Source organism: Mesonia hippocampi (assembly GCF_014197445.1).
In the GTDB taxonomy this organism is placed as follows: domain Bacteria; phylum Bacteroidota; class Bacteroidia; order Flavobacteriales; family Flavobacteriaceae; genus Mesonia; species Mesonia hippocampi.
In genome coordinates this window covers 159,972-186,966 of the sequence record NZ_JACIFO010000002.1, presented here as the reverse complement: position 1 = coordinate 186,966, position 26,995 = coordinate 159,972, and the positions used below count along the sequence as shown (strand labels likewise).

The window sequence follows — 26,995 nt, the reverse complement described above, 5'->3', positions numbered from 1 at the left end:
ACAAAGAACTGAGTTAAAAACCAAATTTTATTAAACTAGTTTTCCCTTGGGCTAATAATCAAGTAGGCAAACTCCGCTACTATATAGCGGCGGAGTTTGCCTCTTAAATATTTACACCCTTATTAACTTATCGAAATTACCTGTCTTTTTTCTGAGGGAATTTATTTATGTTTTAAACGGTATTTAACGCCTATAAAAAACTCCCTGCCGCGTATAGGAGCCCAAATTACAGAAGTGTCAAAATAAGGGCCAAAAGGGTCGTTATTGGCAATAATCGGGTCTTTTTGTGTATAGTTAAATATATTTTCACATCCAGCATAAATATTCCATTGGTTTTTATCATAACTTAACTGGCCGTTAAAGATGCCAAATTGTTTAGAATAATTAGGGCGTTGATAGGCTATGGGGTTTTGCTGGGTGTCTGGCAAACGTTTGCGCCCAAAAAAGTGTGCGTTTATATCTGCTTTAAAATTCTTTAAGAAAGTATAATTTACAGACCCTGCAATTTTATAATCAGGGATAAAAACCACCGATTGTTTTTTGTGGTCGATGTTTCTAAAAACATTCATGTTGGTGTATCCTAATTTTATTTCGAGGTTCTCACCGATGTTGGTAAGCGATTCTACTTGGAATACTTCGCTCTTGTTTTTACCATCAAAGTTTTGTACAAAAACTAGATTTGGGTCTGTATCATAATCTATCCAGATTTGATTACGGAAACGTGTTTGGTAATAATCTAAACTTATAAAGCCTGAAATATTGTTTCCCTCAAAGTTATGTGTAAGGTTTAGCCCGTAATTTAAGCCTTCCTCTGGGTTTAAATTTTCTGCAATGATAATATCTTTTGCACTAGCCAGTAAGCCTATATTTTCGCTAAACAGGTTAAAAGTTCGCCAAGACCAACCTATATTTGCTCTGGCGGTTGTGTTTGGGGTAATGGCGTATTTAAGCATGGTTCTTGGCGTCCATTTTAATTTGTGTTTGTTGTGGTAATCTGCCCTTATGCCAAGAGTCCAATCTAGTTTTTCATCAAATAAGCTTAATTTGTTTTCGGCAAAAATACCACTGATGTTTTCGTTTTTTTGGTATTCGCCCTGATAAGTTTTGTTTGTAGGGTTTTCTAAGAATAAAAGCGCTTCATTTAAGTCTAACATTCTATAGGTTATCCCTGCTTTGAGTTGATGCTGTTTGTAGTTAAAATCATACTGAAGGTTAAGGTAAGCGTTTGTTTGTTTTGCATCGTAGCTTGTTGTGCCAAAATAAGATTTTTGCTCATGAAACAGCGCTGCTGTGTATAGGGTAAGGTTGTGCGTGTCGTTTAACCTGTAACCTGTTTTTGCCCAAATTTCAGGTTGGTTGATATGGATAACTTGCCCATAATTAGTCGAAGTTCCTTTTTTAGCTTCTGTAAAGTTTTTTTGTCCGCCAATTCTTTTTTCGTGATGAAACCGCCCGCCTATTGTAGTGTGCCATCCCCAATCGGCTTCTCTTCCGTACTTAAATTTGGTATAGCCCAAATAACGTGTTAATAAAGGGAGGTCTAAAAAATCATCATTATTATTATCAATTTTATTGGCGGGCAGCACGAGGTGTATTGCAGTGGCGTTTCGCCATTTTTTTCCGCGAAAGCTAAGGTGGCTGTTTATCTGTTTTTCTGCAAAACTATTAAGGTAAGTGTTTATAAGAAGCTTATCGGCAGTATCGGGATCTAGGAGTTGTACATTGATTTGCCCACTTAAACTCTCGCTTCCTTGTAAGATGCTATTTGCCCCTTTTGAAATAGAAATATTTTCGACCAATGTTCCTGGAATACTGCTTATGCCATAAGTGCCGGCTAAGCCTTGTATAAGCGGAAATCCATCGATAAGCACTTGGGTGTTAGCTCCAGAGAGCCCCAAGATGCTAAGTTCTTTAGCGTTGGTAAGCAAATTGGTAGTTTGTGGTTGTACGGTGGTTTGAGTCTGAAAACATCCAGATAAATCGCAGCAAGCAGCTTTGGTAAGTTCTTTTTTAGAAAGATGCTCGTACTTAATACTTGTTTTGTTGTTTATACGCGTGCCTTTTTCTTTTGAGGTAATAACAACTTCGTTTAGGTTGTTATCCTCCTTTAAAACGATGTTGATATGTGTTTGCTGGGTAATGCTGAGGGTGTCTGAAAGGTAACCAAGATAACTGGCAACAAGTTTTTGATTACTTTTTTGGGGAAGTTTAAAATTTCCGTCAAAATCAGAAGTTGTTCCTGTGGTTGAGTTTAGCCAAATAAGGTTTGCTCCCATAAGCGGTTCATTATACTCGTTGCGTATATTTCCTGTAAGGTTTTGTGCTATTGTATATAAGGAAATGAAGAAAAACCCTAATAAGAAAAAGTGTTTTTTCATGACTTTTTATGTTTGTTGATGTGAAAAAATGGGTTAGGGAGCACTTCCGCTAATTAATTTAATTAGCGGAAGTGCTGGTAAAATGTTTATCGGGAATAAAAACCTTAGTGTTTAATTTGATAAGGTCGTTCTTCTGGGTTTTTGCAGCCTGGTGTATTTTCAAGGGTTTTAAAAATACGCTCTTTACGCACTAAGGTTTCGTTGTATTTAATGGTAAAAGTGGTTGTTGGTCCAAGTTTTTTAGCTGTACAAGAAATAACGCCATGTAGTTTTTCTACGTTGGTAGCGAGTGTACTCACATCATTTTTACAAGTAATGCCTTTTACTTTTGTTTGTATTTCAACTACAGACTGTTTGGTGGTTTGGGATTGGTTTAAGGAGTTGTTTTTTTCTTGTGCTTGTATAGGCTGTAGCATTAGGGCAGAAAAAAGAGCCCCTGTAATTAGTAAATATTTCATGGGTAAATGGTTTAAATTTATAAGGTTAAGTGTTAACGATGTAAATTAAACCTGTTGTGGGGGTTTCCACGAAGATTTTAGATAATGGGTATAAGTTATATTTTTGTATGAAAAAATATGTGTAAGTGAGTTGTTGCTTACTTGTTGAAGGTCTATTACGATAAGGTCTTTATAGAAAATAATGCAAGAGCTGCAAGCGTGTGTGCTACAGTGTTTTGTAGGTGTTTTTTGTTCTTTTGATGGTGTGTTTTCCGCGCTACAGGATAGTATTGTTTTGCAGCATTGGGTAGAAGGTTTTTCGAAAGCGTATGCTATACCTGGCTTAAAGCTGATAAGAAGGAAAACGCTTAGTAAAAAGTATATGATAACTTTCTGTCCCATATTTCAAAGATATAAATTAATCTATAAACTAAAATATGGAACAGAAAGTTTAACTTCTATTCTAATAAGCGCGTTGCTTGTTGCCTTCATAAAAATTGATAAAAGCTCTGTTTACAACCCGATTTCCTCCGTGTGTTGGATAGTCTCCTGTAAAATACCAATCTCCTAGATTTTTAGGGCAAGCTTCGTGTAGTTTTTCTACTTTTTGATAGATTACTTTAACCTCGGTTTTTAAATCATTATTGCTTAATAATTCGGCAATTTTATCGGAGATTTCTTCGTCGGTAAAAGGGGCGTAAATTTCTTTTACAAAGTTTTTAACCTCATGATCTTCTAATGTGGTTTGTGCTTTACATTTTTGGTAAACTTCTTCTACCAAGTTGTATTTGTTTTGTTCTTTAAGTAGGGCTAAGGCAGCTCTAAAAGCAACAAAATCTTCTAGTCGTGCCATATCTATCCCGTAACAATCTGGATACCTAATTTGTGGTGCAGAAGAAACTACAATAATTTTCTTGGGTGATAACCTGTCAAGCATTTTTAGGATGCTTTTCTTTAGCGTGGTTCCCCTAACAATGCTATCGTCTATAATAACAAGGTTGTCTGTAGGTTTTACAACGCCATAAGTAATATCATATACGTGCGCTACTAAGTCGTCTCTGCTGCTATCTTCTGTGATAAACGTACGTAATTTAGCATCTTTGATGGCTATTTTTTCGGTACGTAATCGGTAAGATAAAATTTCGGTTAGCCGCTCGTCGGTAAGGCTGTCTTTTTCCTTTAGGATTGCCTCGTTTTTTTGACGATTAAGCTCGTCTTGTGCGGCTTCTACCATTCCGTAAAAAGAAGTTTCGGCAGTGTTAGGAATGTATGAGAATACCGAGTTTATGGTGTCGTAATCAATAGCTTTTAAAACTTCAGGCATGATAAATTTACCCAAGTTTTTTCGTTCTTGATAAATTTCGGCATCGCTTCCTCTAGAAAAGTATATACGCTCGAAAGAACAGGCTTTACGGGGCAGTGGTTCTAAAATTTCGGAAAGCTTTGTTTTTCCGCTTTTTTTGATAATTAGCGCGTTTCCAGGTGGTAATTCGTGTACATCATCAAAAGCTACATTAAATGCGGTTTGAATTACAGGGCGCTCTGAGGCAACCACTACTACTTCATCATCTTTATAGTAATATGCTGGCCTGATTCCTGCTGGGTCGCGAAGTACAAAAGCATCTCCATGACCTAATAAGCCAGCCATGGCATAACCTCCATCCCAATCTCTAGATGATCTTTTTAAAATTTTTGCAATGTTTAATTTTTTTGCAATATGTGGCGAAGCGTCTTTTTTACTGTGTCCCTCTTTTTTTAGTTTTCGGTAAAGTTTTTCTACTTCGTCGTCTAAAAAATGACCTATTTTTTCGAGTACAGTAACGGTATCTGTACGTTCTTTTGGATGCTGTCCTAACTCGATAAGGTTATCAAAGAGTTTAAAAACATTGGTCATGTTGAAGTTTCCTGCAACAATTAAGTTTCTATGCATCCAGTTGTTTTGGCGAAGAAAAGGGTGTACACTTTCAATGCTGTTTTTTCCATAAGTACCGTAACGCACGTGCCCTAAATACACTTCTCCGATGTAGGGAACATTTCTTTTTTGTTCTTCTAAATCGTCTTGATATTCAGGGTGCTCTTTTAACGTGGTGTTTATACGGTCGTTAATTTGTGCAAAAATATCTTGTATGGGTTGTGCCTGATTAGAGCGCACTCTGCTAATGTAGCGGTCTCCTGGCTTCATGTCTAGCTTTATACTTGCTAGTCCAGCTCCGTCTTGCCCTCGATTATGTTGCTTTTCCATCATAAGGTACATTTTATTTAATCCATAAAATGAAGTACCGTATTTCTCTTTATAATACGAAAGAGGTTTTAAGAGTCTAACTAAGGCAATTCCGCATTCGTGTTTTATTGCGTCACTCATAAGTTTTGGGTGTTGTGTTGATTGTAAATATTAAAAAAGCCCTTGAGTCAAGGGCATATTTTTCTAAGCTAAAGAGATATTAAATTGCGTTAAGGCTTTAAACGTTTCTAAGCGTTTTTCTACTTCTTTTTGGTCTAAATTAAGCATGCGTTCGGTGCCAAATTTTTCTACACAGAAAGAAGCTAAATTAGAGCCGTATATAATGGCGTTTTTCATGTTCTCGAAGGAGTAGTCTCCTGTTTTGGCTAAATAGCCCGCAAAGCCTCCTGCAAAAGTATCTCCAGCTCCCGTAGGGTCAAAAACATCCTCTAGCGGCAATGCTGGGGCAAAAAACATTTGGTCGTTATGGAAAAGTAAAGCTCCGTGTTCTCCTTTTTTAATAACAACGTAAGCAGGCCCCATTTTATTTATTTTTCTAGCTGCTTTTACTAAAGAGTATTCTCCAGATAATTGTCTAGCTTCTTCGTCATTTATCGTGATAACATCTATTTGGCTTATTACTTTGGTTAATTCCTCTAAGGTGTTATCCATCCAGAAATTCATGGTATCTAAAATAACAAGTTTAGGTTTTTCCATTTGTTCTAAAACACTTTGTTGAACAAGTGGGTGTAGGTTACCTAGCATAACCACTTCGGCGTTTTTATATGCATTAGGTACTTTGGGTTGAAAGTCTGCTAACACGTTAAGTTGAGTATCTAGGGTGTCTCGAGAATTCATATCGTTGTGGTAACGCCCACTCCAGAAGAAGGTTTTGCCTTCTTGGATAATTTCGAGCCCGTCGAGGTTGATGTTTCTTTCTTTTAAAATATTGATGTATTCTTGAGGGAAATCTCCTCCTACAACAGAGACAATGCTACTGTCTATATCAAAATTATTTGCGGCTAAGCCTATATATGTTCCTGCTCCTCCAAGAATTTTATCGGTTTTCCCAAAAGGTGTCTCGATAGCATCAAAGGCTACTGTACCTACAATAACTAGTTTACTCATAATTGTTAACAATTTGCTGCAAATATACGTTGAATCGAAAAAATATAAAGGATGCCTATCTGTTTATTTTCTTCCGAAATCTGCGGGGATTTCTCCCCATCGTTTCGTTTGCCATTTTACAATGTTGGTGGTGTATGTGTTTGTTTTTAACCAGTGTTCTGCCCGGGAAATGAGCTCGAAAAGCTCTTTGTTTTTAGCATTAGGGGCTAGTTTTGTATTGCATTTTTTTTTCGACACCCAACCTTGTGCAATTTTAGAATCGGTGTAAATAATACGATTGCTGTTGTGTTGTTTAAGAAAAGCTAACCCATGAACCAAAGCAAGAAACTCCCCGATATTGTTTGTGCCTTGTTCAAAAGGGCCTATTTTAAAAAGTACTTTTTTACTTGCGGTGTCTACGCCTTGATATTCCATTTTACCTGGGTTTCCGCTAGAAGCAGCATCAACAGCAATAGAGTTGAAATTTACTTCTTTTTTAATTAAAGCTAATTGTGCTGCAGTGGTATAGGTTGTTTTTGTGTTCTTGTTTTTGTAATCGTTAAAACTTTTATCGAAAGCTTTTTTAGCTTCTTGAAGGCTAAGAAAAGATTTGTATTGCGCACCTTTATATTTGTCTATGCTTTTTTTGCAGGCTTGCCACGAGTCGTAAACCCCAGGTTTATGCCCTTTCCAAACTACATAGTATTTTTTTGTTTTCGCCATTACGCGAGTAAATTTTCGATTATTTCGGGGAAGTGTTTATGTTCTAAGCTTCTTATTTTTTGCGTTAAGCTTGCTACATTGTCATCGGCACTTATCGAGGTTTTAAACTGGGCTATAATTTCTCCTTCATCATAAGCTTGGTTTACATAATGGAAGGTGATGCCGCTTTCTTGCTCTTTATTAGTTAAGACGGCTTCGTGTACATGCTGCCCATACATTCCTTTTCCTCCATATTTGGGTAATAAAGCGGGGTGAAGGTTAATTATTTTTTGCGGGAATGCCGCTATGATGTTTTCGGGAAATAGCCATAAAAAACCAGCAAGAATAATTAAATCGGGCTGTATGTCTTTTAAGATGCGTAATACCTCGTTAGAGTTAAAAAAGCTTTCTCTGTCAAAATGTAAGGCTGTAACTTCTAGGTCTAATGCTGTTTGAAGTACTTTTGCTCTACGATTGTTCGAAAAAACATGAGAGACAACCACCTTGGGGTTGCTTTGAAAATATTCGATGATATTTTTGGCGTTACTTCCTGTGCCTGAGGCGAAAATAACGAGTTTTTTAGGGTGTGCTATTTGGGTGTCCAAAACTAAAAATTACAAATTATGAAGGTTAAAAATAGTTACTTTTGGCAAAAATATGTAAATTGGAACCATATTTTCACGAAGAAAACTTGTTTTATACTAAAGTTTTTTATTTTTGCAACTTAATCAAAATTTAAAAACATTAAGATTATGTCAGACATTGCATCAAGAGTAAAAGCAATTATCGTTGATAAATTAGGCGTTGACGAGAACGAAGTAGTTAACGACGCTAGTTTCACAAACGATTTAGGAGCAGATTCTTTAGACACTGTAGAATTAATTATGGAGTTTGAAAAAGAATTTGATATTCAGATCCCAGATGACCAAGCAGAAAACATCGCAACAGTAGGTCAAGCAATATCTTATATCGAAGACGCTAAATAATTAGTTATTCTATGGAGTTAAAGCGAGTAGTAGTTACTGGTTTAGGCGCACTAACACCAATTGGTAATAATATTGAAGAATATTGGAATGCCTTGGTGAACGGTAAAAGTGGTGGTGCACCCATTACCTATTTCGATACAGAAAATTTCAAAACGAAGTTCGCTTGCGAGATTAAAAACTTTGATTTTAAAAGTTATTTTGACCGAAAAGAAATTCGTAAACTAGATAAATTTTCTCAGTATGCCATTGTTGCTTCCGATGAAGCAATAAAAGATTCCGCCTTAGATTTAGAGCGAATAGATAAGCAACGAGTAGGAGTTATTTGGGGAGCAGGTATTGGAGGTTTAGAAACTTTTCAAGAAGAAGTGAAAAATTTTGCAAACGGAAACGGAACTCCTCGTTTTAACCCGTTCTTTATCCCTAAAATGATAGCAGATATAGCTCCAGGGCATATCTCTATGAGAAATGGATTTATGGGACCTAACTATACCACAGTTTCGGCTTGTGCTTCTTCGGCAAATGCCTTGATAGATGCATTAAACTATATCCGTTTAGGTTATAGTGATGTTATTATTTCAGGAGGTAGCGAAGCAGCCATTACCCAAGCAGGTATGGGAGGGTTTAATGCAATGCACGCACTCTCTACCCGTAACGATGAGCCTGCAACGGCATCAAGACCTTTTGATGCTACACGCGATGGTTTTGTTTTAGGAGAAGGTGCTGGAGCATTGGTTTTAGAGGAGTATGAACACGCAAAAGCAAGAGGAGCAAAAATTTATGCAGAGCTTGTAGGCGGAGGGATGTCTTCTGATGCTTACCATATTACCGCACCACACCCAGAAGGGATAGGGGTAATCGCTGTAATGAAAAATTGCTTGCAAAACGCAGGGCTTCAACCTCAAGATGTAGATGCCATTAATACCCATGGTACATCAACTCCTTTAGGAGATGTTGCAGAGCTTAAAGCAATAGGCGAAGTGTTTGGTGAGCATGCTAAAAGTATTAATATCAACTCTACAAAATCTATGACAGGACACTTACTAGGTGCCGCAGGAGCAATAGAAGCAATTGCCTCTATTCTCTCTATGGAAAATGGTGTAGTGCCTCCAACAATAAATCATGAGGTTGTAGATGAAAATATTGACGCGTCATTGAATCTTACCCTAAATAAAGCTCAAGAACGAGAAGTAAATGTAGCTATGAGCAATACATTTGGGTTTGGAGGACATAATGCATGTCTCTTATTTAAAAAATTGAAAGAGTAAATTTCACATTCTAAGATGAATGTAATCCAAAAAATACTAAATTCTCGTTCTGCTAAGGGCGAGAATTTTTTTTCAGCAATACATAAAATTATAGGTTTTAAGCCTAAAGATATCGCACATTACCAGCGTGCTTTTACACACAGATCGCTAAATAAAAAAGATGAAAAAGGAAATGCGCTTAATTATGAGCGCTTAGAATTTCTGGGAGACGCCATGCTAGGCGCAGTTATTGCAAGCTTTTTGTTTGATGAAGCTCCAGGGGGTAACGAAGGCTATTTAACAAAAATGCGCTCTAAAATAGTAAGCAGAAAGCACCTCAACGAATTAGGAAAAGACTTACACCTAATCGAGTTTGTAAAAACAAACATCCCTAAAGAGCAGTTTGGAGATAATATCTATGGAAACCTATTTGAAGCCTTAGTAGGCGCAATTTATTTAGATAGAGGGTTTGTTTATTGCAAGCGTTTTATTCACGAAAGTGTAATAGACCCCTATATTGATATAGAGCAACTAGAAGGCAAAATAATAAGCTACAAAAGCCTACTGATAGAATGGTGCCAAAAAGAGAAGCACGATTTTGATTATGAAGTTTATGAAGACACCGGAAAAGACGAACAAAAACATTATGCGGTTAAGTTAAGAATAGATGAAAAAGTAATCGCAAAAGCAAGAGCTACTTCAAAGAAAAAAGCAGAAGAAAAAGCCTCTAAAAGAGCTTATTTTGCATTACAAACCAAAATAAAACCTACCCAATAATCTTCAAGAACATTTAACATTGTATAGCATTAGCATTCGGTATACAAACAGTATTTTTATACAAAAATAAAATTGTAGATGTCCGCTAAAAAGCACATTCTGTTTGATGATTTTTTTGAGGAAAATTTCCTTCTACTAGCTATACATAGCCATGCTGAAGCCTATAAAATAGCTTTTGTACTTAATAAACATCTGCGTACAAGTTTTTATAGAACAGATGATGTAGATGAACAAAGAGATGAAATACTTGCATATTACCCTTTATTTACGTATTATGATATAGTGCAAAATTGCGATTATTTTTTAGTAGGAAATAAAGTTAAAACAGAAACCATAAACCTTTCTGTAACTACACAATCTCTGTTTGAAGAAATCACGCAGAGTTTAGATTGTATATTGATACCAGAGTATAAAAAGGTAGATTATTTTATAAAAATAGAAGACCCTCCAGAACGCTTCTCTATTCAGGAATTTATCGAAAAAATAAAAGAGATTCCTTTAATAAACACAGCGTACCAGATAGACCAAAGCCATATAAAATCTAAAGAAAATTTAATTTTCAGTTAAATGAAGCAATTAAAGAAAACAAAAATCGTAGCAACATTAGGCCCTGCAACTAGCCAAAAAAGCACGATAAAAGCCATGATAGAAAAAGGAGTGAATATTTTTAGAATAAACTTCTCTCATGCTGATTACGAAGATGTAAAAGAAAAAATAAATATTATCAGATCGCTAAATGAAACCTATCGTTATAACGTAGGGATTTTAGCCGATTTACAAGGCCCTAAACTAAGGATAGGTGCAATGAAAGAGGACGTTGTGGTTGCAAAAAACGACCGAATTGTGTTTTCTACCACAAAAGAGTTTCAAGGAACGGCCGATAGGGTTTATATGAATTATAAAAACTTCCCGAAAGATGTAAAACCAACAGAACGAATCTTGCTAGATGATGGTAAGCTTATCTTTGAGGTGGTGAAAACCAATAATATCGATGAGGTTGAAGCTAAAGTAATTCAGGGAGGTCCGCTTCGTTCTAGAAAAGGGGTAAACCTGCCCAATACCGATATATCTTTACCTGCACTAACCGAAAAGGATAAAAAAGATGCCGAGTTTGTTATTGCGCAAGAAGTAGATTGGATTGCCCTTTCGTTTGTTCGCCATGCAGAAGATTTAAAGCAACTGCAAGACATTATTAACGAGCATAGTGACCATAAAATTCCGATAATTGCCAAAATAGAAAAGCCAGAAGGCGTTAAAAATATCGATGCTATTGTTACACAATGCGACGGACTTATGGTGGCACGTGGAGACCTTGGTGTAGAAGTACCCGCTAACGAGGTTCCGCTTATCCAAAAGCAATTGGTGCGCAGGGCTAAGCAAGCACGTATTCCGGTAATTATTGCAACCCAAATGATGGAAACAATGATTTCTAGTTTAACGCCAACCCGAGCAGAGGTAAACGATGTAGCCAACTCTGTAATGGACGGAAGTGATGCCGTAATGTTAAGTGGAGAAACCTCGGTGGGAAAATACCCCGTGCAAGTTATCGAGCGGATGTCTGATATTATTAAAAGTGTAGAAGACTCTGAGTTGATAAAAGTTCCTCAAGAACCCCCACACATACGTACCAATCGTTATATTACAAAATCTATTTGTTACCATGCAGCACACTTAGCAAACGAGATAAGTGCTAAAGCTATTTGTACATTAACCAATAGTGGTTATACCGCATTTCAAATTTCGGCATGGAGGCCAGATGCTCACATTCTAGCTTTTAGTTCTAACCCTAAAATAATAACACAGTTGAGCTTATTATGGGGCGTAAATGCTTTTTATTACGATAAGTTTGTAAGTACAGATGAAACGGTAGATGACGTTAATCAGTTTGCAAAAGAACATGGTTTTTTAGACCCAAAAGATTTTGTGGTAAACCTTGCAGCGATGCCTATTGGCAATAAAGGAATGGTAAATACATTACGTGTTTCGGAGATAGAATAGAGCTGTTTTTTTATTGAAAACAGTATATATAAAGCCTGTAAATGTTTTTTAAATTTATAGGCTTTTATAATAACTTGAATAGATCTCCTTATAGCATTTGCTTAGAGTTTTTGTACTGCTAACTATTCCTTTGGCTTCTGGATAAGTTTTGCACAAAACATACTTTTATTATTTTATAGAAAGTATACCAGGTGTTTTTAAGGGAGTTTCTCGTAGGGCTTGTTCTAGGGATAAAAAAAGCGGTTAAGGTATTTAGGAAGCAGTAAATTCTTTTAAAACTTAAAACTTAACTGGATATATTCGGGTTGCTTTTTCTCTTCTTTTTCGGTGTTTAAATTGCTTAAGGAAATACCTAATAAACGCACCGAGTCGGTAAGCTTTTCTTGATAAAGTAATGCTTTGGCATTCTCTAAAATTAAATCTTTACTAGCAATAAAGTAAACCAAGGTTTTGCTTCGGGTTTGTGTAGCAAAGGTACTGTACTTAATTTTTAGGGTGATTGTTTTTCCTGCAATTTTGCCTTTTTTTAAGCGCAATTCGAGCTCTTCTGCAATATGGGTTAGTTTTTCTAACATATAGACTTCAGAGGTTATGTTTTCTGCAAAAGTACGTTCTGCACCTACCGATTTTCGTATGCGGTTAGGTTTAACTTCACTATGGTGAATTCCTCTTACCGCATTGTAATAATAAGCGCCACTTTTCCCAAAATTTCTCTCTAAAAAGGCAAGGCTTTTTTGTTTTAAATCATAACCTGTAAAAATTCCTAAGCTATACATTTTTTGGGTGGTAACTTTTCCTACTCCGTAAAACTTTTTTATTTCTAATTGTTCTAGAAAGTCTTCGACTTCGTCGGGCGAAACGGTTTTTTGTCCATTAGGTTTATGGTAATCGCTGGCAATTTTAGCAATAAATTTGTTGATAGAAATTCCTGCCGATGCCGTAAGTCCCGTTTCTTTATATATTCTTGCTCTAATTTCTTTGGCTATCGAGCTGGCGCTATCCATATCTTTTTTGTTTTTGGTAACGTCTAGGTAGGCCTCGTCTAAGGATAAAGGTTCTACTAAATCGGTATATTCGAGAAAAATAGCCCTGATTTTTCTTGAAATTTCTTTATACCTATCAAAACGAGATTTAACAAAAATAAGCTCAGAACATAATTTTTTTGCCGTAATGGAACTCATCGCGCTGCGGACACCAAATTTTCGAGCTTCATAACTGGCGGCACTTACTACGCCTCGTTTAGAGCTTCCGCCAACAGCAATGGGTTTTCCGCGTAAAGCAGGATTGTCCAATTGCTCTACCGAAGCAAAAAATGCATCCATGTCGATATGAATTATTTTTCGAGATTGTAAGCCCATATTCATTCTGCAAACTTAGGTTAAATTTATTCAATTTTTTAATCACTATTCTCGGGACAACAATTTTAAAAAGCAGAAATTTGCAGCATAAAACGTTAATGTTATGGCCTACGAGATAGAACGTAAATTTTTAGTGCTTTCAGAAATTTATAAAAAGGAAGCTTATGCTTCTTTTATAATAGAGCAGGGTTATTTAAATAGCCACCCAGCGCGTTCGGTACGTGTTAGGATAAAGGAAAATGAAGCTTTTATAACGGTAAAAGGGAAGTCTTCTGAAGATGGATTAAGTCGTTTTGAGTGGGAAAAACCTATTGCGATTACCGATGCAAAAGAACTTTTAAAGTTATGTGAGCCAGGAAAAATACAAAAAAGACGTTACTTAGTACAAGTAGCAGATTTCTTGTATGAAGTAGATGAGTTTTTTGGAGATAACAATGGTTTGGTAGTCGCAGAGGTAGAGCTTTCTTCAGAAAAAGAGCAACCTGTTTATCCAGATTGGTTAGGAAAAGAGGTTACAGGAGATGCTAGGTTTTATAATGCAGCATTGGTTAATAAACCTTTTAAAACATGGGGAAAAGAATAAAAAATAGCCTTGCTTTTTGCAAGGCTATTTTTGTAATGTGCTTTATGGTTTATTTCCATCCACCACCAACGGCTTTGTATAAGTCTATGGTAGCTTTTAACTGATTAAATTTAGCATCGATTAAACCGAGTTCAGAATTTAAGGAGTTTTCTTTAGCGGTTAACACCTCTAAATAGTTAGCCAAGCCATAATTTAATAACTCTTCAGAGTAATTGGTTGCTTGTTTATAGGCGTTAAATTCTTTTTCTTTTACCAATATTTTTTCGCTTGCAGTTTCGTAGGCAAATAATGCATCAGAAACTTCTTTTGTAGCGGTAAGGAAAGCTTTACGGAATTGTAACCTTGCTTGCTCTTGTTGTGCTTTTGCAACTTCGTGTTGGGTTTTTATTTTTCTACCGTTAAAAATAGGTTGTGTAAGCCCTCCAATAATATTGGCAAAAAGCGAGTTGGTATTAAATAAATCACCTAAATCTAAACTTTGTAGTCCTCCACTTGCTGTAAGTGTTAGCGAAGGATAAAAGCTGCTTCGTGCAACATTAGTAAGTTCAAAAGCATTGCGTAATTGATATTCTGCAGCAACTACATCTGGACGGTTGCTAAGTAATTGCATAGGAACTCCTGTTTTTAGTGAGGTAGTAATCTCTTGATTTTTTAGTTCTCCTCTTTCTATTGCATGAGGTTCTTCGCCAAGCAAAATAGCAATGGTGTTTTCTAGTAAATGTTGCTGGTTTTTTAAATCTAATAAAATAGCTTGTGCCGTATAAAGTTGAGCTTCGGTTTGCTTTACACCAACTTCGGTTACATTACCAGCATCTTTTAATGCTTTGGTTGTTTCTACACTGTTCTGGCGGTTTGCAATTGTTTCTTGAGTTATTTTTATTTGCTCATCTACTGCTAAAAGCTGATAATATGTGGCTGCAATATTCGCCACAAGTTGAGTTTTTACAGCTTGATGTGCTGCGGTAGTTTGCAGATAACTTGCCTGGAAAGCTCTTTTTTGGCTGCGTATTTTTCCCCAGATATCAGCTTCCCAAGAAAGGTTTCCTGTAAGCTCATATTGGTCGATACTTCCATTAAAGAACGAGCCAAATTGACTGTTTTTAGCCAACTCTTGGTGGGTTACACTGGCATTGGCTCCTAACGTAGGAAAGTAACCTGCTTTACCTTGTTTAAAGTAAGCTTCTGCAGCGATAATTTGCTGCAGGGCTACCCTAATATCAATATTATTATTTAGTCCTTTATCGATGTATGAAACTAATTGAGGATCTGTAAATATTTCTTTCCAAGAAACATCTGCAATACTTGTAGAGTCTGTAGAAATCTGATCGGTTCTAAAGTAAGTTTCATCTACAATATCGGGTTGTTCATACTCTTTAGCGGCAAAGCAAGACACCAATAAAAAAGGTACACTTACTAGCATAAAGAGGCTATATATTCTTCTTGTTTTCATAGATTAAGATTCTTGAGTGGTGGTTGTTTCTGTTTCAAACTCGGGTTCTCCTGTAATTTTTTCTTGTATCCATTGGAAAATAGCATACAAAACAGGGATTATAAAAACGCCTAAAATTGTTCCGATAGCAAGTCCGCCGGCAGCACCCGTACCAATAGAGTTGTTTCCTTCTGCACCCACTCCTTTTGCAAGAACTAAAGGCAATAGCCCTAAAATAAAAGCAAAGGAAGTCATTAAAATAGGACGCAAACGAACCTTAGCTCCATCTATGGCGGCATTTAAAATGCTTAAACCTTGTTGCCTACGTTGAATAGCAAACTCAACGATAAGAATAGCATTTTTGGCTAATAGACCAATAAGCATAATTAATGCAATCTGGAAGTAGATGTTGTTTTCTAAACCAGCTAACATGGTGGTAAAATAGGCTCCTGCAACCCCTACTGGTAACGAAAGTATTACGGCTAATGGTAAAATATAGCTTTCGTATTGTGCTGCGAGTAAGAAGTATACAAATATAATACTTAAGGCAAAGATGATACCTGCTTGCCCTCCCGAAGCAATTTCTTCTCTTGTTATACCAGAGTAAGCAACTTCATAACCGGTAGGAAGTTGTTCTTTTGCTAAGCTGTTAATTGCCTTGATAGCGTCTCCAGAGCTATATCCAGGAGCAGAAGCTCCGTTTACCGTTACAGAATTAAATAAGTTAAAACGATTTACGGTTTGAGGTCCATAAACACGTTCTAATTCAATAAACTGTGATACGGGTGTCATTTCTCCTGTTTGTGTTTTTACAAACATGCCGTCAAGGCTGTTTTTATCGATTCGGTTTTCTGGTAACGACTGCACAAAAACGCGGTATTGTTTACCAAACTTACTGAAATCTGCGGCGTAAAACCCTCCGATATATCCTTGTAAAGTACTAAGAATATTACTTACAGAAACTCCAGCTTCTTTTGCCTTAGGGATGTCTATATTTAATTGTAATTGAGGGAAATTGGTGCTAAACGAGTTTGAGGCATAAGCAATTTCTGGACGCTGATTTAAGGCTCCAACAAAAGCAGAAGCTGTTTTATCTAGCTCTGTTAACGGACGAGCATTTCGGTCTAAAATTCTCATTTCAAAACCATCGGCACTACCAAAACCAGGTACACTAGGAGGAGAGAAGAAAATAATATTTGCTTCAGGAATCATTGCAGCTTTTGCATATAGCTGCCCTAAGATAGCATTCACAGAGGTTGCTTCAGTATCTCTTTTGTCCCAATTTTCAAGAATAATGAAACCCATTGCATAAGAGCTTCCTGCTCCAGAGAAAAAGTTTCTTCCACTAATTAAAGTAGCGGTGTTTACCCCAGGAATATCTTTAGCTGCGGCATATAATTTTTCGGTAACATGGAAAGAGCGATCCATAGAAGAACCTGCAGGCAGTTCTATATTGATAAAAAGTACTCCTCTATCTTCCGAAGGTACAAAACCAGTAGGAATTGTTTTGTTAAAATAGAAAATAGCTGCTGCAGAAGCTCCCAATAAAACAAAGGTTAGCCATTTGTGCTTAAGTAAGAAACCTAGAGATTGTGTATAACGTGCTGTGGTAGCGTTAAAACCAGTATTAAATGCGGTAAAGAAACGTTTTAATAAACCTTTTTTCTTTCCTTCCTCATGTGATGAATGTGGCTTTAAAAAGATAGCACAAAGTGCTGGAGTTAAAGTTAAGGCATTAATAGCAGAAATTAAAATAGCTACAATTAAAGTTACACCAAATTGTTCATAAAAAACTCCAGAAGGTCCTTGTATAAAAGTAATTGGAATAAAAACGGCAGCCATTACTAAGGTAATAGAAATAATGGCACCACTAATTTCACTCATGGCATCTTTAGAGGCTTTCATGGCGCTATTTGCTCCTTCTTCTAGTTTAGCATGTATGGCCTCGACAACTACAATGGCATCATCTACCACAATACCAATAGCAAGGATAAGAGCGAAAAGCGTTAAAAGGTTTACAGAATACCCTAAAACTCCTAAGAAAAAGAAGGTTCCTATAATAGATACGGGCACTGCTATTGCAGGGATTAAGGTAGATTTAAAATCTTGTAAGAAAATAAACACCACCAAGAACACCAGTAAAAAAGCTTCGATAAGGGTGGTTTTAACTTTATCGATAGAAGCTGTTAAGAACTTGTTTGTATCATAGTTTATAATGTAATCTACCCCTTCTGGAAAATCTTCAGAAAGCCTGTCTAGGGTAACATAAATTTCTTCTATAATTTCTTGGGCATTAGAGCCAGGTGTCTGGAAAAGTCCAAAACTTAATGCTGGATTTCCTTTAGATTTTGAAACGGTAGAGTAAGAAAAAGCGCCCATTTCTACTTTGGCAACATCTTTTAGGCGTAGAAACTGTCCGTTTCCTAATGCTTTGATAATGATGTTTTGGTATTGCTCAGGGTTTTTATATCTTCCTGAATACTTAATAACATATTCAAATGCTTCTCCTGCGTTTTGTCCTAAAGATCCCGAGGCAGCTTCTAAACTTTGCTCGTTAATTGCAGCAACAACTTCGTTGGTAGAAAGCCCATAGTTTGCCATTTTTTCGGGGTCGATCCAAACACGCATAGAATAATCTTTACCTCCAAAAACTTGAACGGCTCCAATCCCATTAATACGCTGTAGCTCTGGTTTTACATTAATGTTAATGTAGTTTTGTATAAAGGTGTCATCATACTCTGGGTTTTCAGAGTATACCGAGGCAAACATCAAGGCAGAGTTTTGCTGTTTTTCTGTAATTACCCCAGCTCTAATTACTTCTGCAGGAAGCAGAGCATTGGCACGAGCTACCCTGTTTTGTACGTTTACTGCTGCAATATCGGCGTCGTAGCTTTGCTCGAAAAACACTTGGATCGTTGCACTACCATCGTTACTGGCGGTAGAAGTCATGTAGGTCATTCCTTCAACCCCGTTAATTTGTTCTTCGATAGGTATAATTACACTTTCAAGAATGGTTTCGGCGTTTGCTCCTGGATATGTGGCAGTTACCTGAACGGTTGGCGGGGCAATATCTGGGTATTGCGTTACGGGCAATTGCGTAAGTCCTAGTATCCCCAGAATAACAATGATAATTGAAATTACGGTAGATAATACAGGTCTTTCTATAAATTTATTAAACATATATTTTCTTATTTAAAAACAGTATTGAATGAATTGATGATACTATCTAAGGGCGTAGGAATAGGAGTAATTTTAGTTCCTGGCCTAACTTTATTTAAGCCAGAACCTAGAATGGTGGTTCCTTCTTCAAAGTCCTCTATAACATAAACTTTTCCAGCTTCGGTAGTAATGGTTACCGGTTTTACTGCCAAGCTGTCCTTTAATACTTCATAGACAAAAGTTTTTCCTTGTTGCTCGAATGTTGAAGCGATAGGGATTACAGTTGCGTTTTTATGAGGGATAGGTAAAAGTACTTTTCCGCTAGCACCATCTCTAAGTAAATTATTATTGTTTTTAAATTTGGCCCTAAAGGTTACGGTTCCTGTTTGTTTATCGATACTCCCAGAAATGGTTTCTATTTTTCCTTTATGCGGATAATCTTTTCCGTTAGCAAGAACAAGACTTACCTCAGGAAGTTTGCTTAAATCGTTTGTATTGGCTTGGTTTTCCGTCATAAAGTCTAAGAAATCTTTTTCGTTTAAAGAGAAGTATGCATAGACATTTTTAATGGCAGAAACGGTGGTAATTGGCAAAGGGTCTTGTGCGCTTACCAAAGCTCCTTTACGGTAATTTATTTTTCCAATAATACCATTTACAGGGCTTTTTACATTAGCATAGCCAATATTTGCCTGAATAGCACTTAAATTGCTTTCTGCTTGTTTTAGTTTAGCTTTTGCGGTTTCTAATTGTACCGAGCTGATGATGTTTTTCTCAACAAGCGGTTTTAGTTTATCTACTTCTACTTGAGCGGCATTTACGTTAGCTTTTGCAGCCGCGGCATCTTGGCTTAAACTTTGAGTTTCTAGTTTAAACAGTAATTGTCCTGCTTTAACTTCTTGTCCTTCATCTACCAGTACATCTTGAATATATCCAGCAACTTTAGGACGCACATCACTACTTACTTCTCCTTGTAAGCGTGTTGGATAGGTGTTATATGTAGTTACATCTCTTTTTTCTGCTTTAGTAACAGGAAAAGGTAAGGCTTTTTGTGCTTTAGCGGTTTGCGTGTTTTCTTTACCTCCGCAACTAATAGCGATAAAGGCAATAGCACCTGCTAAACAATACCCTGTGTATAGTACAAATTTATTTTTCATAGGTTTTTTATATTTGATTTAGTTGTTTTTTATAGCTGAAATTTTATCTAAAGTTTCTTGAATGTTTTTTTGATGCTTCGATAAGTATTCCCTGAATATTAGACGAATTTGTTGATATCTTTCTACCTTTTTTTCTTTATTATAATCTATAATAGTATCAATAATATCTATTCCTTTATTTACTTCATCGAGTTCATCAATAAGCATGAGGTATAGATGGTTTGAGCTTGCCCTGAAATAACGTTTTCTATCGTTTGGCTTTGTGAAATATTCTATAGCTTTAAGTTGTAATAGTAAATTTACACTAGTGGAAACAGAGCTTTTGCTGGCGCAACTTACCTCTGTAATCTGATCAAACGACAATCCATCTGATGAGGCAACAATAAGCAACCCGAGAATTCTTGCTGTAAGTGGCGTAAGGTCTAATTCTTTTTCAAAATATAAACCTATGGTTTCTATTTGCTTTTTCTTTTCTGTTGAAATCTGATTCATCGATTGGTTGTTTAATTTGTTCGACAAATATATAGTTGGTTCGGTTAATGCCGAACTAAAAAAAGGTTAAAAAAATATTAATATATTTTAGCGTATCAATTTTTAATTCCTATAGATTAAAAAGGTTTTCGTATTTTTAGAGTCTAAAAAACTTATTATGCCAATACAAAAACCTTTTAATTTACACCAGTGGATATCCGATCACAAAGAAGAGCTTAAACCTCCCGTAGGAAATAAAAACTTATATAAAGATGCAGGAGATTATATTGTAATGATTGTGGCAGGACCTAACGCCAGAAAGGATTACCACTATAATGAAACTGAAGAATTATTTTATCAATTAGAAGGAGAAATAGAAGTACATATCCAAGAAGATGGCAAGAAAAAAACCATGAAGTTAGGTCCAGGAGATATGTTTTTGTTGCCGGCAAAAATACCTCACTCTCCAGTACGTAAAGAAAACTCTATAGGTTTAGTCATAGAGCGTAAACGTATAGATTTAGAAGGGAAAGATGGGCTGTTATGGTTTTGCGACACTTGCAACCATAAACTTCACGAAGTTTATTTTCCGTTAAATAATATAGAAACAGATTTTCTGCAACATTTTAATCATTTCTACTCAGACAAAAATTTACGTACTTGTAAAAACTGTAGTTCAGTAATGCAAGCAGATAAACGCTTTGTTACCGGTGTGGAATAGCCATTTTATTTTAGTATTTTCGTGGCAGCTAAACCAAACCTTAAACTAAAAACAAACAATTTATGAGTAAAATTGCAACAGAATTTGGTATAACTGAAGCGCTAAAAGCTTTAGGTATAGAAGAAATAAATAACGGTACCTCTACCGGAGCAGATTGGTTTTCTAATGGAGAAATAATCGAATCTTACTCTCCAGTAGACGGGCAACTTATCGGGAAAGTGAAAGCGACTACCCGCGAAGATTACGAAAAAGTAATTACAACAGCTTCTGCAGGTTTTAAAGAATGGAGAACAATGCCTGCTCCACAAAGAGGAGAAATTGTTCGAAAATTTAATGATGAACTGCGAAGATTAAAGGAACCACTCGGAAAGTTAGTTTCTTACGAGATGGGAAAATCCTATCAAGAAGGCTTAGGAGAAGTACAGGAAATGATAGATATCTGTGATTTTGCCGTAGGACTTTCTCGTCAATTACACGGATTAACTATGCATTCTGAGCGTCCAGGGCATAGAATGTATGAGCAATATCACCCGCTAGGGGTAGTAGGTATCATATCGGCATTTAACTTTCCTGTAGCGGTGTGGTCTTGGAATACCGCTTTAGCATGGGTTTGCGGAGATGCTTGTGTATGGAAAGGTTCAGAAAAAACCCCATTAACAGCAGTTGCTTGTCAAAATATTGCAGCCCGTGTATTTGAAGAGAATAACGTGCCGGCAGGAATTTCTTGTTTAATTACAGGAGATTATACCGTTGGAGAGTTTATGACAAAAGATGAACGTGTGCCATTAATCTCAGCAACAGGATCTACCCGAATGGGAAAAATTGTAGCTAAAGAAGTAGCAGGACGCTTAGGGAAAACCTTATTAGAATTGGGCGGAAACAACGCCATTATTGTAACACCAGATGCAAATATCAAAAATACAGTTATAGGAGCGGTATTTGGAGCGGTAGGAACTTGCGGGCAACGTTGTACATCTACCAGACGATTAATTGTACACGAGGATGTTTACGATAAAGTAAAAACAGCTATGGTAGATGCTTATAAACAATTACGCATAGGAAATCCGTTAGACCAGAATAACCATGTAGGACCATTAATTGATAAGGATGCGGTGAAAAATTACCAGCAAGCCTTAGAAAAAGTAGTGGCCGAAGGCGGAAATATTTTGGTAGAAGGCGGTGTGTTAGAAGGCGAAGGCTACGAAAGCGGTTGCTATGTAAAACCAGCTATTGCAGAAGCTAAAAACGAATTTGAAATTGTACAACACGAAACTTTTGCCCCTGTTTTATACTTATTAAAATATTCAGGAAGTGTAGAAAATGCAATCGAAGTACAAAATGGTGTTCGCCAAGGTTTATCTTCAGCAATTATGACAAACAACCTTAGAGAAGCAGAACTTTTCTTATCTACACAAGGATCAGATTGTGGTATAGCCAATGTAAATATCGGAACTTCTGGAGCAGAAATAGGCGGCGCTTTTGGAGGCGAAAAAGAAACTGGAGGTGGAAGAGAATCTGGTTCTGATGCGTGGAAGGTTTATATGCGACGTCAAACAAATACAATCAACTATACAACCGAGTTGCCTTTGGCGCAAGGAATAAAATTTGACTTGTAAAAAGTTTTGAAATAACCTAACTTAGGCAATGAAAAATAAAACTCAGGAGCTATTAAGTTACCTGAGTTTTTTGTTATAATTATTTTAAAATTTTAAATTTTGTTTTTTTCGTGTAAAACAAATTCTATATTTGCCGTATAAAATTACTTAATAATGAAAACATTATCGTTAAAACAGACTTGTTGCTTCCCTATTTATAGGGCAATACTGTTATGGTGATAATTCTAAAAATATCAAATCATTAAAGCCCTTCAATTATATTATTGAGGGGCTTTTTTTATACGAATGAAATGAGTAAAACTATTTTCGAAAAAAATAAAAAGTGGTCGTGCTGCTTACCCGCAAAACAGAATACAGAAAAATGGATAGAGCAATTTTTCTACTGGTTTTATGGCATAGACGAAACCTATATAACATATACCAACTTTAAAAAGGAAGAAGAAAAGCTAAAAAAACAACTGTTTGAAATTTTAGCAAGTGTAACAGACAAGGAACAAGCAAAGCAAGAGGCGTATCGTTTTTTTGAGAAGCTTCCAAGCCTTCATGATATTTTGGAAGAAGATTTGGAGGTTGTCTATAATTTTGATCCAGCAGCGCAAAGCCGTAGTGAAATACTACTCTCTTATCCTGGTTTTTTTGCCGTTACATTTTATAGGATAGCGCATTGGCTTTGGAAACAAGAGATTCCTGTGATACCACGGTTAATTTCAGAGTACGTACACTCAAAAACAGGCATCGATATTCACCCCGGAGCACAAATAGGAAAAAAGTTTTTTATAGACCACGGTACAGGAATTGTAATTGGAGAAACTACCGTTATAGGCGACGATGTAAAATTATACCAAGGGGTAACTTTAGGTGCTTTAAGTGTTGCTAAACACCTAGCAAAACAAAAGCGACACCCTAGCATAGGAAACCACGTAACTATTTATGCCAATGCAACTATTCTAGGCGGAGAAACCAAAATAGGAGATCATAGCATTATAGGCGGAAACGTATGGCTTACAAATTCATTACCTAGTTATACGGTAGTTTATCATAAAAGTGAGGTAATTGTAAAAGATAATGCACCATTTCCTCCTCCCATCAATTTTGTTATATAAATACATTTAAATATAAATAATTATGAAAGCAAATAGCATTTTAGAACTTATTGGGAATACCCCAGTTGTAAATTTAAAGAGAACTTACGAAAGCCACCCTAATGTGTGGATAAAAACAGAAAAGAACAATCCAGGCGGAAGCATTAAGGACCGTATTGCATTGGCGATGATTGAAGATGCAGAGCAGAACGGGGCGTTGCAAAAAGACGGCGTAATAATTGAGCCAACCTCAGGAAATACAGGTATAGGTTTAGCAATGGTAGGTGCGGTAAAAGGCTATAAAGTAATTTTGGTAATGCCAGAATCTATGAGTGTAGAACGTCGTAAGTTAATGGAGGTTTATGGAGCTGAGTTTGTGCTTACCCCAAAAGAAAAAGGGATGAAAGGGGCAATAGAAAAAGCCATGGCTATGGTGGCAGAAAACCCTAAGGCATGGTCCCCAAAACAGTTTGATAATAGCGTAAATGTTGAGGCTCATAGGCAAACAACAGCTCAGGAGATTATTAAAGATTTTCCAGAAGGAATCGATTATCTTGTTACAGGTGTAGGAACAGGCGGGCATATTACAGGTGTAGCAAAAGTTCTGAAAGAACAATTTCCGACGCTAAAAGTTTATGCCGTAGAACCAGCACAATCGCCTGTTTTATCTGGTGGGGAGCCAGGGCCACACCCATTACAGGGGATAGGAGCAGGATTTGAACCAAGTATTTATGAATCCTCTTTAATAGATGGGGTGCTAACCGTAGAGAAAGAAGAGGCTTTTAATTATGCAAAGAAAGTAGCTTTGAAAGAAGGTTTATTGGGAGGGATTTCTACAGGAGCTTCACTAGCTGCGGTAGCAAAATTACTTCCAGAGATTCCCGAAAATGCAAAAGTACTTACCTTTAATTACGATACAGGTGAGCGCTATTTGTCTGTAGAGGGCTTGTTTTAACTGTAGTATAAAAAACAAAAAAGCACGACTTCTTTAACAAAGAGTCGTGCTTTTATTTTTTAAGGAAAACATTTTCTTAAAAACGGTAACCTATACTTATACCTGTGTTAAATTCAAAAGCGGTAAAACGGTCTTTAGTATTGTCGCTAAAATTTCTGGCAATGTTTGCATAGGGGCCAAAAACAAACTTATCTCCGTAATTCCATTTATACCCAACGCCAAAACCAATAATAAAAGCATCCATGTTGGTTGTTATTTTAGTAGCTGTTCCTTCTATGTTTTTGCGCTCTTCAAAATCACCTGTTCGTAATTTTATAAAAGGGTTTGCGTAAATTCCAGAACCTGCTGTTTCGCTACCAAAATAATAGTTATATCCTAACTTAAAGCTATTTGTTTTAAATTTTCTAGAGCCTTTCTCAGAGTGGTAGTTAATACGGTCGTTAATAAGGGCAATAAATTCTATCGATTGGTTTTCTGCAACAAAGCGCTCATATCCAATTTCTGCAGAAGCGATAATCATTACGTTAGCAATATTGAATTTAATTTCATTTTTCGGATAATCGGCTACCTGAGCTTTTGCTGCTTGAAAAAGAAATACAGCAAGGAATAAAAGACTAAATTTTTTCATGGTTTTTTAATTTTGTTGCAAATATAATAATCTTCTTAAAACAACTTCATTTTCTTTTTTTGAAGTTAATTTCTGCCTTTTTCGTTGGGGTAGAGTTTATAAACAGGCGAACTTTGGAAAATAGTTTTGTGTCCTATTTCTATGGCAGATAAGCTTCCTTTAAATGCAGCACCAGTATCTATATTCCAAACATTGGCAGCCTTCATGGGCTTAAATTGGTCTATGCGGGTTGTAGGTGTATGCCCAATATAAATTTCTGAAAATAAAAGCAGGCGCTTAGGATAAATTTTTTGTTCTAGATTTATACTGTTTGATGTTACCAAGGCGGTTTCCCACAATGTGCGATCCCAATGAAGCATCTCGGGAAAATACTCTAATGAAGGTCCTTTTATATTTGTAAAACCCGCGTGAACAAAAAGCCTGTTTTTGGCATCGATATGATAAGGCGTTAAGTTTTCTAAAAACTCCTGATGTTGCTTTTTTGTTTTAGAATCTATGTTTTTGTAGGCGTCTATCGTGCTTTTTCCTCCATGATGTAACCATTGTTCTGGCATCGAATTATTCTTGAAATAATCCAACAATAACTGGTCGTGGTTTCCTTTTATAAAAATACAAGTATAGTTGTTTTTTAATTGCATTAGGTAGGAAATTACTTTAGGAGAATCGCTCCACCCATCTACATAATCACCAAGAAAAATCAAGGTGTCTTGAGTTTGTAAAGGAAGTTTTTCTATAAGTTCTTTAAGCGCATTAAAGCCGCCATGAATATCGCCAATGGCATAAGTTTTAGGCATGATTAATTGTATTTTATCTTACGTGAAATTCGCATACTTTCTTTATAACGCATATAAACTTCTGCACTGTGATTTTTAAGTAAAAGTTTGGCGTTTTCTAGTATTGTTAAGGCCTTATCAAAGCCATTAAAGTAGCATAAAAGCAATGTTGCAGGGAGCTTAAGTAAATCTGCTTTTTGCGTTTCTGTAAGTTTAGTGTTGTTTTCTAGTTTTTGCAGTAAGCTAATATTGATGTTGTAAATATGATGTAGTGTTCTTTTTGAAAACTGAGGCGGATTAAATAACATCTCACTATCTAGCTCGTAGCTCATGTTGTTTTTAAAGCGTATGGTTAATTTTTCTAAAGGATAGTATTTGTAGGTTTCATACAGCCCTAAATGTACATACTCTATAATGGTAAATTCATTTTCGGTAATGTTGATTTGGACTTCATCTAATGCCGAATAAAACAGTTTTACATGTTCATTAATAAGTTCAATATTAACACGAGAGTAGTAATCTTGTGTAGGGGTATGCTTTTTTTTTCCTGCCCAACACACCACAAAATATTCTTTAAAAACATAATAGTTGGGATGGTAATTTTCATTTTGTTTAAAAAAATCAAAAACCCCATCAAGGGTATGTTTTACATTGTTTTGAGAGTTGTCTTCAATCGCTTTAACTTGAGCGGAGTTTAAATCTTTAATTTCAATATCAAAACTTCTAGGTGCGCTAATGCTTCCTTCCCTAAAGAAAACCATCCCGCCGTAATATTTCCAAATATTTTTTCTAAGCGAACATAGTTTCCCGTGGTTTGGTTTTATGCATACCAAGCCTACCACTTTTTCTGGGGGAAGGTTGGGGAATAAAATGTTTTCGTAAGTAATATACGGAGGGTTTACAAGGTAAGCATTAACCAGGTTCTGGATTTTGCTATCATCAAAAAAATCTACCCCAACAATGGTGTTGTCTTTATCCTCAACACCAATTACAATATAGCTGTTGTTTTCGGGGTTGCTATTGGCAAGAGCACAAACGTGTTTAAGGAATTTGGCTTTCCCGTCGCGCTCGTTAAAATTTATTTTTCGTTTCTTATCATAAAAACTGTTTTCCGCATTATGCGCCAATAAATTTTTTATAAGCAAACGTTTGTTAAGCATAAGGTTTTAAATAATTAAAAACGAAGTTTATAACCACTAAAGTACAAATGCTTTCT

General features: G+C 36.2%; 25 protein-coding genes. 10 read left to right on the top strand and 15 right to left on the bottom strand.

Annotated elements, in window-relative coordinates; translation table 11 throughout:
* Positions 1 to 161: 161 nt before the first annotated feature.
* The 7 genes from GGR32_RS03005 to purN form a co-directional block, all read right to left on the bottom strand.
* Positions 162 to 2,378: a TonB-dependent receptor gene (locus tag GGR32_RS03005; protein WP_183476263.1), complete on the bottom strand. Its 2,217-nt coding sequence runs from the start codon at positions 2,376 to 2,378 to the stop codon at positions 162 to 164.
* A gap of 104 nt (positions 2,379 to 2,482) precedes the next feature.
* On the bottom strand, positions 2,483 to 2,836 hold the full coding sequence (locus GGR32_RS03000) for a hypothetical protein (protein WP_183476260.1): 354 nt from the start codon (positions 2,834 to 2,836) through the stop codon (positions 2,483 to 2,485).
* A 45-nt stretch (positions 2,837 to 2,881) separates the two neighbouring features.
* Positions 2,882 to 3,217 (bottom strand): hypothetical protein, encoded by a 336-nt coding sequence (locus tag GGR32_RS02995; RefSeq protein ID WP_183476257.1) that lies wholly within the window; start codon positions 3,215 to 3,217, stop codon positions 2,882 to 2,884.
* A gap of 61 nt (positions 3,218 to 3,278) precedes the next feature.
* Entirely contained in the window at positions 3,279 to 5,177 is a 1,899-nt protein-coding gene (locus GGR32_RS02990) for an amidophosphoribosyltransferase (protein ID WP_183476254.1), read from the bottom strand.
* A gap of 63 nt (positions 5,178 to 5,240) precedes the next feature.
* A complete protein-coding gene (locus GGR32_RS02985) occupies positions 5,241 to 6,164 on the bottom strand; it encodes a PfkB family carbohydrate kinase (protein ID WP_183476251.1) in 924 nt (307 codons plus the stop codon).
* Between the two features lie 63 nt (positions 6,165 to 6,227).
* Positions 6,228 to 6,866 (bottom strand): ribonuclease H1 domain-containing protein, encoded by a 639-nt coding sequence (locus GGR32_RS02980; protein ID WP_183476249.1) that lies wholly within the window; start codon positions 6,864 to 6,866, stop codon positions 6,228 to 6,230.
* Positions 6,866 to 7,450 carry a phosphoribosylglycinamide formyltransferase gene (purN, locus tag GGR32_RS02975; RefSeq protein ID WP_183476246.1) on the bottom strand — a complete coding sequence of 195 codons (585 nt, stop codon included), beginning with the start codon at positions 7,448 to 7,450 and terminating at the stop codon, positions 6,866 to 6,868. Before purN ends, GGR32_RS02980 begins: the two co-directional genes overlap by 1 nt.
* Positions 7,451 to 7,597: 147 nt before the next feature.
* Between purN and GGR32_RS02970 the strand changes: the two genes are divergently transcribed.
* From GGR32_RS02970 to pyk, 5 genes are all read left to right on the top strand, one after another.
* A complete protein-coding gene (locus GGR32_RS02970; RefSeq protein ID WP_183476243.1) occupies positions 7,598 to 7,831 on the top strand; it encodes an acyl carrier protein in 234 nt (77 codons plus the stop codon).
* A gap of 11 nt (positions 7,832 to 7,842) precedes the next feature.
* Entirely contained in the window at positions 7,843 to 9,096 is a 1,254-nt protein-coding gene (gene fabF, locus GGR32_RS02965) for a beta-ketoacyl-ACP synthase II (RefSeq protein ID WP_183476240.1), read from the top strand.
* Positions 9,097 to 9,111: 15 nt separating this feature from the next.
* Positions 9,112 to 9,852: a ribonuclease III gene (gene rnc, locus GGR32_RS02960; protein WP_183476237.1), complete on the top strand. Its 741-nt coding sequence runs from the start codon at positions 9,112 to 9,114 to the stop codon at positions 9,850 to 9,852.
* 78 nt (positions 9,853 to 9,930) lie between these two features.
* A complete protein-coding gene (locus tag GGR32_RS02955) occupies positions 9,931 to 10,419 on the top strand; it encodes an IPExxxVDY family protein (RefSeq protein ID WP_183476235.1) in 489 nt (162 codons plus the stop codon).
* A complete protein-coding gene (pyk, locus tag GGR32_RS02950; RefSeq protein WP_183476232.1) occupies positions 10,420 to 11,850 on the top strand; it encodes a pyruvate kinase in 1,431 nt (476 codons plus the stop codon). It abuts the gene before it with no gap.
* Between the two features lie 272 nt (positions 11,851 to 12,122).
* On the opposite strand, the gene dinB is transcribed toward pyk, so the two are convergent.
* Entirely contained in the window at positions 12,123 to 13,214 is a 1,092-nt protein-coding gene (gene dinB / locus GGR32_RS02945) for a DNA polymerase IV (protein ID WP_183476229.1), read from the bottom strand.
* 97 nt (positions 13,215 to 13,311) lie between these two features.
* Here dinB and GGR32_RS02940 point away from each other — a divergent pair, with 97 nt between their 5' ends.
* On the top strand, positions 13,312 to 13,791 hold the full coding sequence (locus tag GGR32_RS02940) for a CYTH domain-containing protein (RefSeq protein ID WP_183476226.1): 480 nt from the start codon (positions 13,312 to 13,314) through the stop codon (positions 13,789 to 13,791).
* Positions 13,792 to 13,840: 49 nt separating this feature from the next.
* Here GGR32_RS02940 and GGR32_RS02935 read toward each other — a convergent pair whose 3' ends face one another.
* Genes GGR32_RS02935 through GGR32_RS02920 form a run of 4 tightly spaced genes read right to left on the bottom strand, consistent with a single transcriptional unit; the run spans position 13,841 to position 20,025 of the window.
* Entirely contained in the window at positions 13,841 to 15,241 is a 1,401-nt protein-coding gene (locus GGR32_RS02935; RefSeq protein WP_183476223.1) for an efflux transporter outer membrane subunit, read from the bottom strand.
* 3 nt (positions 15,242 to 15,244) lie between these two features.
* Positions 15,245 to 18,400, bottom strand: a complete 3,156-nt coding sequence (locus tag GGR32_RS02930; protein ID WP_183476220.1) for an efflux RND transporter permease subunit — start codon at positions 18,398 to 18,400, stop codon at positions 15,245 to 15,247.
* An 8-nt stretch (positions 18,401 to 18,408) separates the two neighbouring features.
* The gene (locus tag GGR32_RS02925) at positions 18,409 to 19,533 is read right to left on the bottom strand and encodes an efflux RND transporter periplasmic adaptor subunit (protein WP_183476218.1); all 1,125 of its coding nucleotides are present in this window, start codon (positions 19,531 to 19,533) and stop codon (positions 18,409 to 18,411) included.
* A gap of 18 nt (positions 19,534 to 19,551) precedes the next feature.
* Positions 19,552 to 20,025, bottom strand: a complete 474-nt coding sequence (locus GGR32_RS02920) for a GbsR/MarR family transcriptional regulator (protein WP_183476215.1) — start codon at positions 20,023 to 20,025, stop codon at positions 19,552 to 19,554.
* A 157-nt stretch (positions 20,026 to 20,182) separates the two neighbouring features.
* Here GGR32_RS02920 and GGR32_RS02915 point away from each other — a divergent pair, with 157 nt between their 5' ends.
* The 4 genes from GGR32_RS02915 to cysK all read left to right on the top strand — a co-directional run bounded on the left by GGR32_RS02915 (position 20,183) and on the right by cysK (position 24,378).
* Positions 20,183 to 20,725, top strand: coding sequence for a 3-hydroxyanthranilate 3,4-dioxygenase (locus GGR32_RS02915; protein ID WP_183476212.1), 543 nt, complete (start codon positions 20,183 to 20,185; stop codon positions 20,723 to 20,725).
* 62 nt (positions 20,726 to 20,787) lie between these two features.
* The gene (gene amaB, locus GGR32_RS02910) at positions 20,788 to 22,341 is read left to right on the top strand and encodes an L-piperidine-6-carboxylate dehydrogenase (RefSeq protein WP_183476209.1); all 1,554 of its coding nucleotides are present in this window, start codon (positions 20,788 to 20,790) and stop codon (positions 22,339 to 22,341) included.
* A gap of 290 nt (positions 22,342 to 22,631) precedes the next feature.
* Complete coding sequence (gene epsC, locus GGR32_RS02905) at positions 22,632 to 23,444, top strand: serine O-acetyltransferase EpsC (RefSeq protein WP_183476206.1); 813 nt, start codon at positions 22,632 to 22,634, stop codon at positions 23,442 to 23,444.
* A gap of 22 nt (positions 23,445 to 23,466) precedes the next feature.
* The gene (gene cysK, locus GGR32_RS02900) at positions 23,467 to 24,378 is read left to right on the top strand and encodes a cysteine synthase A (RefSeq protein ID WP_183476204.1); all 912 of its coding nucleotides are present in this window, start codon (positions 23,467 to 23,469) and stop codon (positions 24,376 to 24,378) included.
* A 76-nt stretch (positions 24,379 to 24,454) separates the two neighbouring features.
* Here the strand turns inward: cysK and GGR32_RS02895 are convergent, their stop codons facing one another.
* The 3 genes from GGR32_RS02895 to GGR32_RS02885 all read right to left on the bottom strand — a co-directional run bounded on the left by GGR32_RS02895 (position 24,455) and on the right by GGR32_RS02885 (position 26,939).
* A complete protein-coding gene (locus GGR32_RS02895; RefSeq protein ID WP_183476201.1) occupies positions 24,455 to 25,006 on the bottom strand; it encodes an autotransporter outer membrane beta-barrel domain-containing protein in 552 nt (183 codons plus the stop codon).
* Positions 25,007 to 25,071: 65 nt separating this feature from the next.
* A complete protein-coding gene (locus GGR32_RS02890) occupies positions 25,072 to 25,800 on the bottom strand; it encodes a metallophosphoesterase family protein (protein ID WP_183476198.1) in 729 nt (242 codons plus the stop codon).
* Between the two features lie 2 nt (positions 25,801 to 25,802).
* Complete coding sequence (locus GGR32_RS02885) at positions 25,803 to 26,939, bottom strand: ATP-binding protein (protein WP_183476195.1); 1,137 nt, start codon at positions 26,937 to 26,939, stop codon at positions 25,803 to 25,805.
* Positions 26,940 to 26,995: the final 56 nt, after the last annotated feature.